Source organism: Sanguibacter keddieii DSM 10542 (assembly GCF_000024925.1).
Taxonomy (GTDB): domain Bacteria; phylum Actinomycetota; class Actinomycetes; order Actinomycetales; family Cellulomonadaceae; genus Sanguibacter; species Sanguibacter keddieii.
On record NC_013521.1, the window covers coordinates 318,782 to 335,827 of the forward strand.

16 protein-coding genes and 1 pseudogene are annotated in these 17,046 nt (G+C 67.1%); 12 read left to right on the top strand and 5 right to left on the bottom strand.

The window, feature by feature from the left end; all coding sequences use genetic code 11:
• Positions 1-144: 144 nt before the first annotated feature.
• Positions 145-975 carry a DeoR/GlpR family DNA-binding transcription regulator gene (locus SKED_RS01435; protein ID WP_012865330.1) on the bottom strand — a complete coding sequence of 277 codons (831 nt, stop codon included), beginning with the start codon at positions 973-975 and terminating at the stop codon, positions 145-147.
• 258 nt (positions 976-1,233) lie between these two features.
• Between SKED_RS01435 and SKED_RS01440 the strand changes: the two genes are divergently transcribed.
• The 12 genes and pseudogenes from SKED_RS01440 (at position 1,234) to SKED_RS01495 (ending at position 12,670) form a co-directional block, all read left to right on the top strand.
• The gene (locus tag SKED_RS01440) at positions 1,234-2,514 is read left to right on the top strand and encodes an ABC transporter substrate-binding protein (RefSeq protein WP_012865331.1); all 1,281 of its coding nucleotides are present in this window, start codon (positions 1,234-1,236) and stop codon (positions 2,512-2,514) included.
• A 90-nt stretch (positions 2,515-2,604) separates the two neighbouring features.
• Positions 2,605-3,561, top strand: coding sequence for a carbohydrate ABC transporter permease (locus SKED_RS01445; RefSeq protein WP_012865332.1), 957 nt, complete (start codon positions 2,605-2,607; stop codon positions 3,559-3,561).
• Position 3,562: 1 nt separating this feature from the next.
• Positions 3,563-4,468, top strand: coding sequence for a carbohydrate ABC transporter permease (locus tag SKED_RS01450; RefSeq protein ID WP_081447877.1), 906 nt, complete (start codon positions 3,563-3,565; stop codon positions 4,466-4,468).
• Positions 4,469-4,515: 47 nt separating this feature from the next.
• On the top strand, positions 4,516-5,373 hold the full coding sequence (locus SKED_RS01455) for a ketose-bisphosphate aldolase (RefSeq protein ID WP_012865334.1): 858 nt from the start codon (positions 4,516-4,518) through the stop codon (positions 5,371-5,373).
• A gap of 121 nt (positions 5,374-5,494) precedes the next feature.
• Positions 5,495-6,676: an ADP-dependent glucokinase/phosphofructokinase gene (locus SKED_RS01460; protein WP_012865335.1), complete on the top strand. Its 1,182-nt coding sequence runs from the start codon at positions 5,495-5,497 to the stop codon at positions 6,674-6,676.
• A gap of 204 nt (positions 6,677-6,880) precedes the next feature.
• The gene (locus SKED_RS01465) at positions 6,881-7,873 is read left to right on the top strand and encodes a DUF2971 domain-containing protein (RefSeq protein WP_012865336.1); all 993 of its coding nucleotides are present in this window, start codon (positions 6,881-6,883) and stop codon (positions 7,871-7,873) included.
• Positions 7,874-7,995: 122 nt separating this feature from the next.
• The gene (locus tag SKED_RS01470; RefSeq protein WP_012865337.1) at positions 7,996-9,453 is read left to right on the top strand and encodes a hypothetical protein; all 1,458 of its coding nucleotides are present in this window, start codon (positions 7,996-7,998) and stop codon (positions 9,451-9,453) included.
• A gap of 275 nt (positions 9,454-9,728) precedes the next feature.
• Positions 9,729-10,292, top strand: a complete 564-nt coding sequence (locus SKED_RS01475) for a hypothetical protein (protein ID WP_012865338.1) — start codon at positions 9,729-9,731, stop codon at positions 10,290-10,292.
• 94 nt (positions 10,293-10,386) lie between these two features.
• Positions 10,387-11,262 carry a tetratricopeptide repeat protein gene (locus tag SKED_RS01480; RefSeq protein ID WP_012865339.1) on the top strand — a complete coding sequence of 292 codons (876 nt, stop codon included), beginning with the start codon at positions 10,387-10,389 and terminating at the stop codon, positions 11,260-11,262.
• Positions 11,261-11,632: pseudogene (locus SKED_RS19355) on the top strand (carbohydrate ABC transporter permease); the annotation flags it as partial. The gene SKED_RS01480 and the pseudogene SKED_RS19355, both read left to right, overlap by 2 nt.
• A gap of 163 nt (positions 11,633-11,795) precedes the next feature.
• A complete protein-coding gene (locus tag SKED_RS01490; RefSeq protein ID WP_143755613.1) occupies positions 11,796-12,371 on the top strand; it encodes a hypothetical protein in 576 nt (191 codons plus the stop codon).
• The gene (locus SKED_RS01495) at positions 12,365-12,670 is read left to right on the top strand and encodes a hypothetical protein (RefSeq protein WP_012865341.1); all 306 of its coding nucleotides are present in this window, start codon (positions 12,365-12,367) and stop codon (positions 12,668-12,670) included. Before SKED_RS01490 ends, SKED_RS01495 begins: the two co-directional genes overlap by 7 nt.
• A 196-nt stretch (positions 12,671-12,866) precedes the next feature.
• On the opposite strand, the gene SKED_RS01500 is transcribed toward SKED_RS01495, so the two are convergent.
• Genes SKED_RS01500 through SKED_RS01515 form a run of 4 tightly spaced genes read right to left on the bottom strand, consistent with a single transcriptional unit; the run spans position 12,867 to position 17,033 of the window.
• Positions 12,867-13,880 carry a glycoside hydrolase family 43 protein gene (locus SKED_RS01500; protein WP_042438345.1) on the bottom strand — a complete coding sequence of 338 codons (1,014 nt, stop codon included), beginning with the start codon at positions 13,878-13,880 and terminating at the stop codon, positions 12,867-12,869.
• Positions 13,877-15,178 (bottom strand): family 1 glycosylhydrolase, encoded by a 1,302-nt coding sequence (locus SKED_RS01505; RefSeq protein WP_012865343.1) that lies wholly within the window; start codon positions 15,176-15,178, stop codon positions 13,877-13,879. The genes SKED_RS01500 and SKED_RS01505 overlap by 4 nt, the downstream gene beginning before the upstream one ends.
• Positions 15,175-16,065, bottom strand: a complete 891-nt coding sequence (locus SKED_RS01510; RefSeq protein ID WP_012865344.1) for a carbohydrate ABC transporter permease — start codon at positions 16,063-16,065, stop codon at positions 15,175-15,177. Before SKED_RS01510 ends, SKED_RS01505 begins: the two co-directional genes overlap by 4 nt.
• Positions 16,065-17,033, bottom strand: a complete 969-nt coding sequence (locus tag SKED_RS01515; RefSeq protein WP_012865345.1) for a carbohydrate ABC transporter permease — start codon at positions 17,031-17,033, stop codon at positions 16,065-16,067. Before SKED_RS01515 ends, SKED_RS01510 begins: the two co-directional genes overlap by 1 nt.
• Positions 17,034-17,046: the final 13 nt, after the last annotated feature.

The window sequence follows — 17,046 nt, forward strand, 5'->3', positions numbered from 1 at the left end:
AGATCCCCCAGATCGCGTGTCCTGGCCGCTGGCGGCCCCAGGTCATGGCGATCTTATGGTTGACGAACGTGGCTCATCGTCGAGATTGTTTCGTAAGGGCGGATCGAGAAGAATCTGACCGGGTGGTCTTGCTGCAGGGCCGACTCAGGCGGAGGGAACGAGGATCTCCACCCCGTTGTCCCGCAAAGCCCCCGCCAGCTCCTCCGGCGGCTCCGCATCCGTCACGAAGTAGTCAGCCCGCCCGAGGCTCGCGATCTGCGCGAACAACCTGCGCCCAAACTTCGACGAGTCAGCAAGGATCGCGACCCTGGACGCCCGCGCCATCATCTCGCTCATCATGGTGGCCTCCTCGAGGTTGCTCGTGGAGTAGCCCGTCTCTGCTGAGACCGCTCCCACGCCTAGCAGCGCAAGGTCGCACTGAACATCGAGGTCGTGGTTGCCCGTAGACGAGTGGAAGCTCACCGGCCCGATGGTCTTCTGGTCCGCGATGTGCACGGCCCCGCCGAACACGTACAGCCCGCGGAAGCAGTCGGTAGACAGCTCGGGCGGCAGCCGCAGGCTGTTGGTCGCGACCGTGAGCCCGCGATGGTCCTTGAGCTCTCGTGCGAGCGCGACCGTCGTCGTCCCCGCGTTGATCATCACCACGGAGTTGTCGTCGACGAGCGTCGCGGCGAGCGCGCCGATCTTCTCCTTGGCCTGTGCCTGGTAGCCGAGCCGGTTGTCGAAGCCGGTGTTGATCTGCGGGACCGCCGTCGTGCTCATCGCGCCCCCGTGGGTGCGGACGAGGAGTCCGTCCTCGGCGAGGCGGTCGAGGTCGCGGCGGATCGTGTCGGTGGAGACGTCGAAGCGCTCGGCGATCTCGGCGACGGTCACCTGACCTGCCTCGGAGACGTATGCGGCGAGCTCGGCCTTGCGGCCGGCGGGGAAGCGGCGGGGTGTGCCGGTGCGATCGCTGCCCGTTGTGATGGCTACCATCCCCCGTTTGTAGCACGTCCATGCGGCTTCTGGGGAGTCCGGAGCCGCGAAGATCCGAAGAGAACCGCAGAGTCGTGCACAAAACTGCGGAACAGAGCGGCGTAACTCCGGCCAAACTACGTGACCTGAGTCACGATCACAGCAACTTCCCAGCGATCTAGTGCTTGACGGGCGGTCGAGGGCGCGCCTACAGTGCTGCTAATCGTGCACTAAGACGCAGAAGTCGGCGCAATCCAGCACGTGTCTGATGGGAGAGAGATGAGCAACGTCGCTCGTTCAACGAAGGTCGTCGGCGCAGTCGCCACGACGATGGCACTGCTGCTGGCAGCAGGCTGTTCAGGAGGAGGAGACGACGCCTCCGCAGACGGCAGCGTCACCCTCGAGTTCGCGCAGTGGTGGGAGCCGGAGCTCCCCGAGGGCGAGCTCCGTGCCCTCATGGACACCTTCGAGTCCGAGAACCCCGGGATCACCGTCGAGCTCCTCAGCGGCCCCTACGCCTCCACCAAGGAGCAGGTCGTCGCAGGAGCCGCCACCGGCACCATGTCCGACGTCGTCGGCCTCGACGGCGCATGGGTGAGCGACTTCGCCAAGCAGGGCGCGCTCGCCGACATGTCCCAGCTCATGACGGACGCCAAGTACGACGACAGCCAGCTGGCCAGCCAGGTGCAGATCGACGGCTCCACCTACATGATCCCCGTCGTGAACTTCGTCTACCCGATGTTCACCAACGACGACCTCCTCGCACAGGCCGGCGTCGACGCACCGCCGTCGACCCGCACCGAGTTCACCGACGCCGCAGAAGCCGTCACCGCACTCGGCGAGAACACCTACGGCTGGATCGTCCCGCTGTCCCTCGAGGCCCCCAACGGCATCCAGAACGACGTCATGTCGTGGGCCTGGGCCTCCGGCGGCACCATGCTCAAGGACGGCCAGCCCGACCTCACCAACCCCGACGTCACCTCCGCCGTCGACTACGTCAAGTCCCTCTGGGACGCCGGCGTCGTCGCACCGGGCTCCCTCACCATGAAGGAGCAGGACAAGGTCGAGGAGTTCACCAACGGCCGTGTCGGCATGATGATCGACTCCCTCGCGCACATCAACCTCATCCGCGAGTCCAACCCCGACCTCAACTTCTCCGTCTCGGCCGTCCCGGCCGAGGACGACTTCACCGGCGAGCGTGGCATCCCCTACGCCTCCTGGGGCATCGGTGTCTCGGAGAACTCCGAGCACAAGGAAGAGGCCTGGAAGCTCGTGGACTTCCTCATGAGCGAGAAGACCAACTCCGACCTCTCGTCCATGGCCAACGCCTTCCCTGGTAACACCACCTCCGTGCCCGACTTCGTGGAAGACGACGAGACCTTCGCGGCCGCCTTCGAGATCTACAAGTCCGGGTACCCCGCGAACGAGTTCGTCGGGCTCCCCGTCGCAGAGCAGCTCATGCGCCTCTTCGACGAGCAGCTGCAGAAGACACTCACCGGTGACCAGTCGGTCGACGACATGCTGCAGGCGTCGCAGGACGCCTGGACGGCTGAGTTCTAGACCGTTCCTGGTACCTAGCAGGTCGCGCCGTCGGGGGATCCCCCCTGAACCCCGGCGGCGCGACCGCAACCCCCCTGAGGAGGAAGCGCCATGAGGCCTGCACTCGCAGACCGTGACGCGGAGACCGGCCTCGACCGGTCCACGGATGTCGCTCCGGCACCCCGACGCAGGAAGTCCCTCAAGCGGACCCTCGTCCCCTACGCGTTCCTGTCGCCCACCGGCATCCTGATGATCGTGCTCCTGCTGGTGCCGATCATCATGGTCATCAGCTACTCGCTGATGGACAACGTCATCACCAACAAGAACCCGGTGTTCGTCGGGATCGGCAACTACGTCGACATCCTCACCGACCCGACGTTCCTCGTCGCCGTGCGCAACACCCTCGTGTTCACCGGGTCGAGCGTCGTGGCCCACCTGCTCCTCGGGCTCGGCTTCGCGATGCTGCTCAACACCAAGCTCCTCGGCAACAAGGTCAAGGCCCTGTTCCGCGTGATCTACGTGCTGCCGTGGCTGTTCACCGTCGCGATCATCGCGGTGCTGTGGCGCCTCATGCTCAACCCCAACGGCGTCATCAACTACCTGCTGAACACCGCAGGGATCATCGACCAGAACATCGAGTGGTTGTCCTCACCGTCGACCGCGCTGTTCGCCGTCACCTTCATCAACATCTGGGCCGGCTACCCCTTCTACATGATCAGCCTCCTCGCAGGGCTCCAAGGGATCCCCAAGGACCTCTACGAGGCGGCCACCGTGGACGGGGCCAGCGCCCGGCAGCAGTTCTTCAACGTCACGCTCCCGCAGCTCAAGCCGATCATCATCTCGATGGCGATGCTCGACTTCATCTGGACGTCGCAGCAGTTCGCGCTCATCTGGATGACCACGGGAGGTGGCCCCCTCAACGTCACCGAGATGGTCAGCACCTTCACCTACAAGCTGGCGTTCTCCCGGTACGAGTTCTCGATGGCCTCGGCGGCCGCAGTGATCGTGCTGCTCGCCACCCTGGTCCTGGCGTTCTTCTACGCCCGTCACCAGAATGCGCGGGACTGACATGACCACCACAGTGACCAAGGCGTCCACCTCGACGCCCCAGAACGTCAAGATCAGGCCCGCGGGCGAGAAGCGCGCCAGGGAGCAGCGGCTCCAGAAGATCGGCGTCTCGATCGCCCTCGTCATCGGCTCGCTCTTCGCAGGGTTCCCGGTCTTCTGGATGCTCTCGAGCTCCTTCAAGGCCAACTCCGAGATCTTCCAGTTCCCGCCCCGCATCATCACCGAGAACTTCTCGCTCGACGCGTACACCACCATCCTCGGCGACCCCGTCAAGGTGCGGTTCTTCGTCAACAGCTACGTGGTGTCCCTCTCGGTGACGGCGCTGACCCTGATCGTCGCGATCTTCGCGGCGTACGGGTTCAGCCGCTACGAGTTCCGCGGCAAGCGGGCGCTCAGCATGATCATCGTGACGGTCCAGGCCGTCCCGCCGATCACGCTCCTCATCCCGTTCTTCGGGCTGATGGTGACGCTCAAGCTCTACAACACCTACCAGGGACTGATCCTCACCTACATGGTGTTCACGTTGCCCTACGCGATCATCATGCTCACCGGGTACTTCAACACCCTGCCCAAAGAGCTCGACGAGGCGGTCAAGGTCGACGGCGCCGGGGCGCTCACCGCCCTCTGGCGGATCCTCGTGCCCATCGCGATCCCCGGGATCGTCTCGGTCGGCATCTACACCTTCATGATCGCGTGGAACGAGTACCTCTTCGCGCTCACCCTCACCCGCACGGACGACATGCGCACCGTGCCCATCGGGATCCAGCTCCTCATGGGCCAGCACTCGTACGAGTGGAACGAGATGATGGCGATGAGCATCTTGGGGTGCATCCCCGTGCTCATCCTCTTCCTCTTCTTCCAGCGGTACTTCATCGGCGGTCTCACCGCCGGGTCGGTCAAGAGCTGACCCCCCTCAAGCCCACCGCTCCACACCCTCAGAAGGAGAATTCTCACATGCTGCTCAACGGCAAGGACCTGCTCGCTGTCGCCAACGACAACGACTTCGCGGTCCCCGCGTTCAACGTCAGCGACTACGCGATGATGAACGGCATCTTCGAGATCAGCGAGGAGAAGAACGCCCCCGTCATCATCGCGATCCACCCCGACGAGCTCAGCCACATCGGGACGGACATGCTCCACTCGATCATCGCCCGAGCCCACCGCTCCACCGTCCCGGTGACCATCCACCTCGACCATGGCGCCAGCTACGAGCAGGTGCTCACCGCCATCCAGGCCGGCTTCACGTCCGTGATGATCGACGGGTCGATGCTGCCCTTCGACGAGAACGTCGCGCTGACCAAGCGCATCGTCGAGACTGCGCACGCCGTGGGCCTCTCGGTCGAGGGCGAGCTCGGCACCATCGGCAAGCTCGACGAGCAGGCCGAGGCAGGCGGCGAGATCATCTACACGGTGCCCTCCGAGGCCGTGCAGTTCGTCAAGGAGACCGGTGTGGACTCCCTCGCCATCGCGATCGGCACCAGCCACGGCCTGTACCCGTCGACGCTTAAGCCCGAGCTGCGCCTCGACCTGCTCGAGCAGATCAAGGACCTCCTGCCGATCCCGCTCGTGCTGCACGGCGGCTCGAACAACCCGGACGACGAGATCGGCCAGGCCGTGAAGCTCGGCGTCAACAAGATCAACATCTCCAGCGACATCAAGGCGGCCTACCACCGCAAGATGCGCGAGGTCCTCCTGGACGCCGGGGAGCGCGAGCCCAACAGCATCCAGCCGCCGTCGGTCGCCGCGATGAAGGTCGTCGCCGCGCAGAAGATCGACCTGTTCAACGCGGCCGGCAAGGCCGACCTGTACTGACCGGCTCGACCCCCTAGATGGCCCTGGCCGCCCACCTGCACAAGGAGGGCGGTCAGCGGCGTACTCGCACATGATGAGGCGACGCGCGACGGAGCGCGGACGCACGGAGGACAGGACGACCATGGACAACAAGCGGCTGGTGCTCGGGCTCGGCGGGACCGTCGACTACGAGATCGTGTGGGACTCGAGCGTGCTCGAGGGCCTCATCCGCGAGTACGACATCCGCGCCGACGAGCTCACGACCGCCGTGCCGGTGTCGAGCGAGCGGGCGCTCGTCGTGACGCTGCTGGCCTTCGTGCGCGACGGCGTCGGCGGGGAGCGGTTCGTCGCGTCGTCCGAGATCATCGAGACGTTCTCCGCACGGTTCCAGCGGGAGATCACGCTCGGCGGGACCTGCGTGCGCGCGGCCATCGCGATGCGGACCCTCGGGGTGACGTGCACGCTGCACCTCGTGAGCATCGACGACCACGTCCGACGGCTGCTGCCGGAGGGGTGTGCGTACATCTGCTCCGCCGAGGAGGACTCGACCGACCCGCACCTCATCGTGCAGTTCGGGGCGGGGGTGCGCGTGACGGCCGAGGACATCGACTTCACGGCACCGCACCCCAACCGCATCATCTACGCCAACGACCCGCCCAACCGCGATCTGGTGATCGCCGAAGAGCTCGGGGACGTGCTGAGCACGGCCGACGTGTTCATGGTGGCCGGGTTCAACGTCATCCAGGACGAGGTGCTGCTCGAAGAGCGGCTCGCGCACATCGCTGACGATATCGACCGGATGCCGGCGGGGTCGTTGGTGTTCTACGAGGACGCTGGCTACCACATCCCGGAGTTCGCGACGCGGGTGCGCGACCGCATCCTCGACCGCATCGACGTGTACTCGATGAACGAAGACGAGATGCAGTCGTACCTCGGGCGGACGGTGGACCTTCTCAACGTGGACGACGTCGAGAAGGCGCTGGGGGAGCTGCATGCGGCGATCCCGGCGGCGACGCTCGTCGTGCACACGAAGTACTGGTCGCTCGCTCGGGGAGAGCGCGCGGCGGAGCTGCGGGCTGCGCTGCAGGGCGGGATCACGATGGCTAGCACGCGGTACTGCTACGGGGACGGGTTCACTGTGGCCGACTACGAGGCGGTGGGACGGCTGGCGGTGCACGAAGGTGGGGTCCAGATGGCGAAGACGCTCGAGACGAACGACGTCACCGTCGCCGTGCCGGCGTTCGTCCTCGACGTGCGGACGCCGACGACGATCGGCCTGGGCGACACCTTCGTGGGCGGGTTCATCGAGGCGTATTCACGCTGAGTGGCGATCCCCGAGTACTGAACCCAGGCTGCGAGAATTGTTCTGGGTGCAGGTCGTAGTGGTGAGACGTCCCGCTGGCTCAGTCCGACTCGGAACGGTCGCGGGGGCGCGTCGCGCTCCCAGGGAGATGCCATGTCAATGGTTCTCCGGCGGATCTTCGGTCGTCGGCGTCAGCGGGAACGAGGCCTGAACTACGATCGGAAGATGGAAAACTCCCACGCTCCGGTCTGGACCGGGCTGCCCTCTGCTCCGTCGGTCGTCTTTCATTACACGTCGGCACACGGATTTCTCGGGATGGTGCAGTCCGGTCAGTTGTGGGCAACTGAGGCGAGCGGGCTGAACGACTACTCAGAGATCAAGGAAGGAGAGTCCTACATAGGTGACCGATGGCGCGAGGAGAGGGAGAGGTTCACTGGAATTCTGGGGAGGGAGAAGGCGGACATCGTCGACGAGTTTCTGTCGGGTTCCATCGTGCTGGCTGATGGGCTCGATGGTGTGTTCGTTGCCTGCGCCTCAGCGTGCAAGGACGACGCAAATCAGTGGAGGCTCTACGCCGACAACGGTCGTGGGTTTAGCGTGGAACTCGATACCAGTGTCCGGCTCGAGATCTCCGTGCCCGGTCAGTCCGGCGCTGATCACGACCCCGAGTGGGATCTGCCATCTGGCGAGGCGGTGACAGAGTGGGCGCCCGTGATGTACGACAAGGACTCGAGGAACTGCGCGTTTGAAGATTTGGTCACTTGGGCGTCAGGGATTGAAGACTCTACCGGTGGGCGTCACTCCGAAGAAGACATCTCTAGCATGGATCGCGACAGCAGGTACATCGACAATGCTTCCCGTCTCGGATTGTCGATCAGCAGGTTGGCGCAGTTCGTCAAAGGTCCAGGGTTCTCTGGAGAGAACGAGTCTCGCCTCGTCGTGACGCCGGGGTACTGGACGAACCCGAAGATCATCAGCTTTCGCGCCTCGACAGTCGGCATCGTCAGATACCTGTGCATCCAGGCAGCCGAGACTCTGGATCGACATGACGAGAAGTCTCGAGGGGCGCGCGTCCGGACCCTGCCGATCCGGAGCATCACCGTCGGCCCCGCCCAGAACTTTGAGCTCGTCAGACCGTCGCTCGAGGCTCTCTTGGACAGGTACGGGTACCGAGGCGTGGAGATCAAGAGATCAACGACTTCGCTGAGGTGGACCTGAAGACATGAGGTGCGAGAGACTTCCGGTCCGTGCGCGAGCAAGCTGTCGTGCGGGTGATCTCAGGTAAGGGTGCCACGGTGAAGCAGAAGGCTAGTCGTCCACGATCGGGCGACTTCGTCCAGGTGAACCAGCGTCCCAGCCTCGGCGTCGAGCTCGACAGCGGTCGCGCCTGGATCGGCGTCGACCAGCAGGTCGGCCACGGGTCTGGTGACGCGCTGTTCGCGCTGACGGACGAGCAGTACGCCACGGCGCTCGCCGGGGAGGTCCTCGGCGACGACTTCGTCATGGAGTGCTGGCGCGGTGAGCACGACGACCTGCTGCTCCACTACCCCGGCGGCAGGACGTTCCGCCCGGAACGATGGTCCTTCGCGCGCACCCGCAGGCTCCCCGACCCGTGCCGCGGTGAGGTCTGGTGGCACCTCGACGCCCTGAGCGAGCCCTCCGACAGCACGAGCGTCGAGACCTCCCGCCGCCTCGCGGCCGGCACCGCCGTGGTCGAGGCCGACGACGACGGCGTGCGCACCCTGACCTTCGCACTCGTCGGCGACGGCGCCTACCCGCGTCCGGACGCCCTGATCGGCGGGCTCAGCGCCGGCAGCACCCGCGAGCAGGCGCGCACGATCCTCGGAGCACCCGTCGACGCCGCGACCGACACCTTCCAGATCGAGGGCTACCCGGTTCGCCTTGGCTTCGACGACGACGGCCTCGTCGAGGTCGCCCTGGAGCGCAACGCGCCGGTGCCGCCGCCTGGCGGGCAGCTCGGCGTGCTGCTCGCGGCCGTCGGAGAGCCCGAGGCAGGGCCGGCCTTCCAGGCCGCTGCGGCGCTCGCCGGGAACGCGCACCGACGGTGGGCCGGATCGTCAGGCTTCCCCCGGCGGCTGCTCACCTTCGACGGTGGTGTCGAGATGCAGGTGCAGGACGACCTGGTGCTGAGCGTGCGGGTCATCCTCAGCCCGGAAGCAGGCGACTCGAGCTACCGGCACGTCGACGACCTCGTCCCAGGCGCGACGCCGCCGTTCACGAGGGACAGTCTCCGTGAGGCGCTCGGCCAACCGCTCGCCACGAGCGGTCGGACCGACCTCTGCCGCTACGGGCACCTCGACCTCGTCGTCGAGCACGGCGTCGTCGGCAAGCACGGGGTGCTCAGCGAGCACAGCGGTGAGGTCCCGACGTCCATCACCGCGGTCCTCGGCGCGGTCACCGTGTCGCACGGCATCAACCGGTGGCGGTCGGGCGAGTTCACGACCTTCCTCGACGTCCTGGGACGCCCGTCGTCGAACGCGCTCGTCGCGCAGGTGTCCGCCCTGCCTGGTGTCCGCGTGCGCCTGAGCAAGGGCGACGTCGCCTCGGTCGAGATCGGGACGAGCAAGCACGCGGCCGAGCGCTTCGAGGCCTTCGTCGACGGGATGCCTGGCGTCCCGATGATCGCTGACATCGCTTTCAGCCGTCCCGAGACCTTCGGTGACCGCGACTACGTGTGGGAGTTCGAGCAGGGCTGGATCCACGCCCGCACCTCAGTCGGCACCCGCGTCACGAGCATCACCGTGGCGGAAGGGGCTCCGGCCGGCTTCCTCGTCTGACGGCAACGAGTCAGCTGGGGCTGAGCTGACCGGACGCTATGCTCTGTTCACATTCCCCTCGGGGTTCGGAGATCGCCGTAGGCCGCAAGGCCACGGCGATCTCGTCATTTCCCGGGAGCGCGACCGGAGCAGTGGTCAACCGAGTCTCTCTGGCGACGAGAGTGGCGCTCGACCGTTTCGGGCTCCCTCCCAGGGAACGACGAACGGGGACCTTACCCGCGCTTCATCGCGTCGCATACGACACGATGAGAGCCCGCCACCGAGAGGATCCTCCGATGTCCAGGCTCACCGACCTCCTGACACCGCGGCTGCCCGCAGGCTTCAGCATCCCCGAACCGCTCGACCGCGCCTGGTCGTGGATGGAGCAGCAGGGGTGGGTGGTCGACGGACCGAACGGCTACTTCGTCACGCCGTACGCCGGCACGCGCCAGCTCGGCGTGGTGTTCTCCGCCCAGGAGTCGCTGAGCGGGTGGTTCGAGCCCGGCGACCCGTGCTACGACCAGCTCGTGCCGATCGCGCAGGTGTCGGGGGACGGCAGCACGGGGGCCGTCTGGATCGACGGGGACCGGGCGCGGTTCGTCGTCCTCGGGTCGGACGGTGAGACCTTCCTGCTCGCCGACTCCGCTGTCGACTTCCTGCGGCTGGTCGCGATCGGCCACCGCGAGCTCACGTCGTGGGAGCTCGAGGAGGAGCCCGAGGACGACGAGGCCGTCGAGGCGCATGCCGCGTTCCGCACGTGGGTCGAGACGGAGCTCGGCGCGGAGGTCCCGGCGACCTGGACTGTCGCCGATCCCGATCCGTTCGAGGAGTGGGTCGGACGGATGCAGGCCGAGCGCTAGAACTCCACCCTCGAGCCCTTGACCAGCCCGACCGGCGAGACCGTAGTCTTCTCCAGCCAGTCCCGACCGGGCCTGCGGAGTGGGCGGGGGCCTCATGAGTCACGAGCGGTACGACGACGTCGACGAGGAGGTGGCTTTCGCGGTCGACGGACTGCTCGAGGGGGACGTCGACGCTCTGCATGACCTGGGGAACGCGCTCCGCAGGGCAGGGCACCACGCAGCGGCGGCCACCGTCTTCCACGAGGCGCAGCGACGCGGGGTCACGGACTCGCTCCTCAACCTGGGCATCGCGAAGATGGACCTCGGCGAGGACGACGCCGCCGCGGTGTGGTTCGAGCGCTCCGCCGAGGCGGGCGACGTGAAGGGCGCGTTCATGGCCGCCCAGCTCGCAGCAGACACCGGAGACCTCGCCCGGGCAGAGTCCTTCTACCGGCGTGCGACGGTGCTGCCGGAGACGGCGGTCCGGCTGGCGAAGGTGCTCCGTGGCCTCGGTAGGGACGAGGAGGCCCGTGCTCTCGTCTACGAGACACGGTTCGACAGCCCGGAGTCGGCGGTCGAGTGCGTCCTCCGCGGGTTGGTCGTGGGTGACGAGGGGATCGCGCTGCTGGAGTCGTTCGTGGAGACGGACCCGCTCCCCGTGTCCGTGACGCTGGCCGACCTCTACGAAGAGCGCGGAGACGTGGCGCGCGCACGTGCCACGCTCGAGGACGCGACGCTGCTGGGTGACGAGAACGCGCAGGCGAACCTCGGGATCCTGCTGCTCGACCTGGGCGAGCCGGACGAGGCTCGACGGTTCCTGACCCTGTCCTGCGAGTCCGGTGACGAGCTGGCGTGCCGCGTCCTGGCGGAGCGCGGGTGGCACCGCGCACACCCCGAGCAGGCGGAGCCACCCGCCAGGGGTGTGCGCGGCATCATCACCGGTCGCGCGTGGAGGCGCCCTCGTCGACGACCTCGGCAACCGCCGGCTTGACGGCATCCCCGAGGAGCTCGTCGTCGCCGCGCGCATCGACGGTGCCGGTCCCTGGCGGCTGTTCTGGACGATCGTCCTGCCGCTGTCGCGCTCGATCCCCGTGGCGGTCGCGAACTTCGTGTTCATTGGCGCGTGGAACAACTTCCTCTGGCCGTTCATCGTCACCAGCGACCCGTCGCTCATGACGCTCCCGGTCGGCCCGTAGACCGTCAAGAGCGCCTACGGCGTGCAGTACGCGCAGACCATGGTGTCCGCGATCGTCGCCGCGATCCCGCTGCTCGTGGTGTTCATGCTGTTCCAGCGGCGCATCGTGCAGGACGCCGCGACGACAGGGATGGGCGGGCAGCACGTTGTCGCATACCTTTCGTAGAGACGCGGAATCGATGCGGGAGGAGGGGGCGACGACCTTGCGGCACTTGACGTCGAAACGTTTGGCGTCGATTGCGAAGCTTTACGCGGGGTGCGGGAGCATGTACTGTCGACGGCTAAGCGTGAGGTAGTCGACAGTGCTATGTGTCGGGCTCGTCGTCTCCATGGGAGTCACTGCCGGTGCTGCGGCCGGGCCGACGGAGGATGTCGAAGACAGTGGTTGGGGTGTCGTCATCAACGGCGAATACACCCCCGGCGCAGAGATTGACGTCTTGTTCCCCGAGACGGGGAGCCGCCCTGGCGAGGTGACCCCCATGCTGCTCGACCCCGTGGACCTCGTCGCATGCAACGTTCTGAATCAGGTCGACCACGAGGTGCGACGAATCGATGATGTGAAGTACTTCTCGTCTCTCGGGGGCGGCAGCGTCAGTCTGACGTGCGGCGACTCGAAGCATGGATATCGACACATTCGCGATCGCCACCAGCAAGATTGGCAGAATGTTATCGCGAAGGTTGACGATACACATTCGCGGTGGGATGATTTTATGTTTTTCGTGGTGCGCGAGTCGCTGACCTACCCGGCCAGGGTGGTCGACAAGAGCGACAACAAGATCTGCTACACGGCGCCGATCATTCTCATCAACAGTGATATGGTTCCCGTGTATGAGTTCCACCCGACAGTTATCATCGGCGCAGACACCAAAAAAGTCATCACTGCGCACCCCGGAGATCGATGCTGATGTTTGAAGGGCACGTCGGTGTGAGGCTGATGAATGATTATGCGTCCGTGTGGCCACTATGGTGGTCTGACGGCGGTCAGGTCCTAGAGCACGAGCTGCCGCTGTCGATTGGGCTCACCCGAGACCTTCTGGCGTGGGCCGAAGGCTTCGACGCTCACTTCAGCTACGAGACGGGATGGGATCGTCCGACGTCAAGGCTCGCTCACGCAGAACAGGCGGATCGACTGATCGTCAACCTGAGGCGTGAGCTCGATGGCCTGCTCGAAGTCGAGCCTCGCGTCTGGGAGCTTGAGTCCTGATGGAGTGGGATCGATACCTCGCACCGCGGTCCTGCTGACGGTCCACTGCGAGCTGGATCACTGTTCGGTGTGCGTCGCTCCTCCGTGCCCATGACATCGGTCTCTGATCGAGCCATGGAGGCCCGGGCCTGGGTCCCGGGATGGGCGGGCAGAAGAGTGCGCCGGTCCGCGTAGCGCGCGTCCGCACCTCGTCCGCTCACATCCCGCCCGGCGGTAGCACCTCCTGGCTCGTCGGGACGGGCCGCGTGTCTGCGACCGGTGTCCCCCACACGGGGTTGCCGTCCTCGTCGAAGGGCAGCACCTGCGCCCGTGCGTGACGGTTCGGGTCCCAGAGCGGGTCGCCGGCGATGTCCGTGTACGTCCGTGCGTGGTAGACGAGCACGGGGGTGCCGCCGGGCAGCTCGGTGAACGAGTTGTGGCCGGGACCGTACTGGCCGACCGACGGGTCGGAGACGAGCACGGGCGCGGGGCTCTTGGTCCACGACGCCGGGTCGAGGAGGTCGCTGCCGAGGTCGGCGGTCAGCAGGCCCATCGCGTACTCGACGCCGGTGGCCGAGGCCGAGTAGGTGAGGAAGACCCGCCCGCCGCGCACCAGCACGGACGGTCCCTCGTTGACCCAGAAGCCCACGGTCTCCCAGTCGTGCTCGGGCTGGGTGAGCATGACGGCCGGGGTAGCGAGGGTCCACGGGTTCGCCATCCGGGCGATGTAGATGTTGGAGTGACCGCGCACGTCGAAGGCCTGCTGCGCCCAGACGAGGTACTGGACACCCTCGACGACGACGCTCGTGGCGTCGAGCGCGAAGGACTCCCACCCGGTGTCGACCTGCCCGCGCTCGACCCACTCTCCGGTGAAGGGGTCGTCGGCGGTGTTCTCGAGGACGAACACCCGGTGGTTGAACGTCTCCGCGGCCCCGGGGACGTCGACCGTCCCGTGGTCGTCGGGAGCCGCCGCGAGGTAGACGTACCAGGCGCCGTCCACCCGGTGGATCTCCGGCGCCCAGATGAGGTGGGACATCGGGCCGTCGGCGTGCCGCTCCCAGATGGTCACCTCCTCGGCGGCCTGAAGGTCCTCCAACCGGTCCGCCCGTCGCAGGACCACACGGTCGTAGAGCGGGTGCGACCCCGTGAAGTAGTACGTGCCGTCGTGGCGCAGCACGCAGGGATCGGCCCGCTGCAGCACGATCGGGTTGACCTCGACGCTCCCGCTCACGCGGCCCACCTCTTCTCGGGCAGCGCGCCGTTGGCGCGTGCATCGGTCGCGAGCGCGCGGAAGGTGTCGGCCACCGGGGTGCGCAGACGGTCCAGGCCGCCAGACCCGTCCTCGACGAGGTCCCACAGGCCCATCGTCAGCAGGTACTCCTCGCGCGGGGCCGTGCCGTGGCGGTACGTCCACTCGTACATGTCGAAGACTGGCCACCACGTGTACCCGGCGATGTCGTGGCCGAGCGAGCGCAGGGTGCGGATCGCGGCGACCGACTCGTGCAGCCACGCGACACGGTCGGCCACCGGTGCGGTGACGGCCGTCTCGGTGAGCATGACGGGTGCGCCGTGCCGGCGCTCGGCCTCGAGGAGCACCTCGACGAGCCCGTCGACACCAGCGTCCTGGGCTGGGCGCGGGTCGGCAAAACCACCGCCGTGGTGCACCCCCTCCTCGAACAGCTCGGTCGAGATCCGGGGGTAGTAGTTGACCCCCACGATGTCCGGCCGGACGGCGTGGTCGGCGAACCACGCGAGGGACGCGTCGTCCATGCCATGGCCGCGCAGCACGCCGACCAGCGGGTGCTGGTCGACGACGCGGCCGGTGACGAGGTCCTCCACGAGGTGCGCCTGGTGCCGCAGGCGCTCGGCCGTCGCACGGTGCTCGCCGTGCACGTCGCCCGCGTACCGCATGGACGCGTCGACGTGCATGAAGGTCGCGCGGTCGCCCAGCACGTCGGCGATGCCGCGCTGCGTGCGGACGAACCCTTCGCCGAGCGCGCGGACCATCGTCGTGAGTCCTTCGTCGCCCGTGAGGTAGGGCGGCCAGTAGCCGTAGACGCCGCAGAACAGCGCGTGGATCATCGGCTCGTTCACCGGGGTGTAGTCGGTGACGCGGTCGCCGTAGCGCTCGGCGAAGGCCACGCCGTACTCGGCGACGACCTGCGGGTAGTCGGGGTTCGAGAACTGCCCGTCGAGCCACAGCGGCGTGCCGTAGTGCAGCAGGTCGATGACCGGGCGCAGGCCGAGCTCGCCGAACCGGTCGACGACCCGGTCGACCCAAGACCAGTCCCAGACGCCCCGCTCAGGGTTGACCCGGTGCCAGGGCACTCCCCAGCGCATGAAGGTCGCACCGGCGTCGGAGGCGAGCCCGAGGTCTTCGGAGTAGCGGGCGTAGTGGTCGGTGAGCTCGTACTCGTCGATCGGGCGCTCGCCCGGACCGCCCTGCGGGACGAAGGTGTCCTCGATGCCGAGGCCGAAGTGCAGGGCGCCGTCCTCGTACCACCGCGGCGCGCGGCTGGCGGCGCTCACTTGAGCCCCGTCGTGGCGATGGACTCGATGAACTTGCGCTGCACGAGCATGAAGGCGAGGACCAGGGGGACGACGGCGACGAGCGAGCCCGCCATCATGACGCCGTACGGCACGATGCCGCCGGGGCCTGTCAGCTGGGTGAGTCCGGAGGTGATGGTGCCCATGTCTCTCTCTGTGGTGAAGACCAGCGGCCAGAGCAGGTCGTTCCAGTTGTTGACGAAGATGAAGATCGCGAGGGTGAGGATCGCGGGTCGGGCGTTCGGCAGGATGATCTGCCAGAACACCCGGAGCTCGGAGGCACCGTCGATCCGGGCGGCGTTGTCGAGGTCGCGAGGCAGCGCGACGAAGAACTGCCGGAGGAAGAAGATCCCGAAGGCGTCCGCCGCGCGGGGCGCGATGAGCCCGGCGAAGGAGTTGACCCACCCGAGGTCGCTGACGATCTGGTAGACGGGGACGAGCGTCGCCTGGAACGGGATCATCAGGGTCGCGACGATCGCGACGAGCATGAGCTTGCGACCGCGGAAGTCGATCCGTGCCAGCGCGTACGCGGCCAGGGCGTCGAAGGTGACGGCGAAGAGCGTGACGCCGCCGGCGAACAGGAAGCTGTTGCCGATGAGCCGGGCGAAGGGCAGGTCGGAGAAGATCCGCTCGAAGTTCGCCGTGGTCCACGCGTCGGGCAGGAGCGTGGGCGGGAAGGCGTTGACCTCTGCCGTCGGCTTGAAGGCGGTGAACAGGACGATGAACAGCGGGAGCAGGGCCACCAGGGTGGCGATCGCGACGCCGACCGTCATGACGACGGTCGACACGCGGACCCGGGCGCGGCGGCGCGGTGCGGCGGCCGGTGGGCGGACCGCGGTGCGGACGGGGGCAGGGGTGGCGACGGACATCAGGACTCCTCCTCGCGGCGCCCGAAGAAGACGAACTGGACGATGCTCAGCACGAGGGTGGCGAGCAGCAGGACGTAGGACAGCGCTGACGCGAAGCCGAGGTCGAGCTTGCGGAAGCCGGACTCGTAGATCTCCATGACCACGGTCTGGGTGTTGCCGTAGGGCCCGCCGCCGGTCATCACGTAGATCTGGTCGAAGGCCTGGAGCGCGGCGATGGTGGCGAAGATCAGCACGAAGGCCGTGGTGCTCGACAGCATGGGCAGGGTGATGCGCCAGAAGCGGGTCCAGGCGTTGGCGCCGTCCATCTTCGCGGCCTCGTAGAGCGAGCCGGGGATCTCCTGGAGGCCGGCCATGAAGATCACCATGTAGAAGCCGAAGTTCTTCCACACGGCGACGAGAGCGACCGCGGGCATCGCGAGCGTCGGGTCCTGCAGCACGTTGCCGAGGTCGATGCCGACACCGCGCAGCCAGTAGTGCAGCAGCCCGACCTGCGGGTCGATGAGGTACGACCACGCGAGCGCGGCCACGGCCAGCGAGATGATGAAGGGCAGGAACAGAGCGGTGCGGAACAGGCCGCGCAGCGGCAGCCGGTCGCTGGTGAGCAGCAGTGCGAGGGCGAGAGCCACCACCACGGCCGTCGGGGTGAACAGGACGGCGTAGACCACCGTGTTGACGACGGCGTCGCGGATGTCGGGGTCGGTGAAGATCCGGGTGTAGTTGTCCAGCCCGACCCACTCCGCCTGACCGAAGCCGCTGGCGTCGGTGAAGGACATCTGCAGGGCCGAGACCATCGGCCAGACGACGAAGATCGCCAGGACGATCAGGGCGGGTGCGAGGAACGCGAGGGCGGAGCGGGAGCGTCGGCTGCCGGTGCGCGTGCGCTGCACGCCGGAGCTGCCGCGGCCGCCGAGCGGCGCTGGTGCGCGATAGGGCCGCTTGCGGGGCCTGTCCACGTGCGCGGTGGTCATGGGGGTACCTCTC

Excerpts from the sequence above, each read along its gene's own strand:
- SKED_RS01435 (WP_012865330.1), bottom strand. The coding sequence starts at position 975 with ATGGTAGCCATCACAACGGGCAGCGATCGCACCGGCACACCCCGCCGC.
- SKED_RS01440 (WP_012865331.1), top strand. The coding sequence starts at position 1,234 with ATGAGCAACGTCGCTCGTTCAACGAAGGTCGTCGGCGCAGTCGCCACG.
- SKED_RS01445 (WP_012865332.1), top strand. The coding sequence starts at position 2,605 with ATGAGGCCTGCACTCGCAGACCGTGACGCGGAGACCGGCCTCGACCGG.
- SKED_RS01450 (WP_081447877.1), top strand. The coding sequence starts at position 3,563 with ATGACCACCACAGTGACCAAGGCGTCCACCTCGACGCCCCAGAACGTC.
- SKED_RS01455 (WP_012865334.1), top strand. The coding sequence starts at position 4,516 with ATGCTGCTCAACGGCAAGGACCTGCTCGCTGTCGCCAACGACAACGAC.
- SKED_RS01460 (WP_012865335.1), top strand. The coding sequence starts at position 5,495 with ATGGACAACAAGCGGCTGGTGCTCGGGCTCGGCGGGACCGTCGACTAC.
- SKED_RS01465 (WP_012865336.1), top strand. The coding sequence starts at position 6,881 with ATGGAAAACTCCCACGCTCCGGTCTGGACCGGGCTGCCCTCTGCTCCG.
- SKED_RS01475 (WP_012865338.1), top strand. The coding sequence starts at position 9,729 with ATGTCCAGGCTCACCGACCTCCTGACACCGCGGCTGCCCGCAGGCTTC.
- SKED_RS01480 (WP_012865339.1), top strand. The coding sequence starts at position 10,387 with ATGAGTCACGAGCGGTACGACGACGTCGACGAGGAGGTGGCTTTCGCG.
- SKED_RS01490 (WP_143755613.1), top strand. The coding sequence starts at position 11,796 with ATGGGAGTCACTGCCGGTGCTGCGGCCGGGCCGACGGAGGATGTCGAA.
- SKED_RS01495 (WP_012865341.1), top strand. The coding sequence starts at position 12,365 with ATGCTGATGTTTGAAGGGCACGTCGGTGTGAGGCTGATGAATGATTAT.
- SKED_RS01510 (WP_012865344.1), bottom strand. The coding sequence starts at position 16,065 with ATGTCCGTCGCCACCCCTGCCCCCGTCCGCACCGCGGTCCGCCCACCG.
- SKED_RS01515 (WP_012865345.1), bottom strand. The coding sequence starts at position 17,033 with ATGACCACCGCGCACGTGGACAGGCCCCGCAAGCGGCCCTATCGCGCA.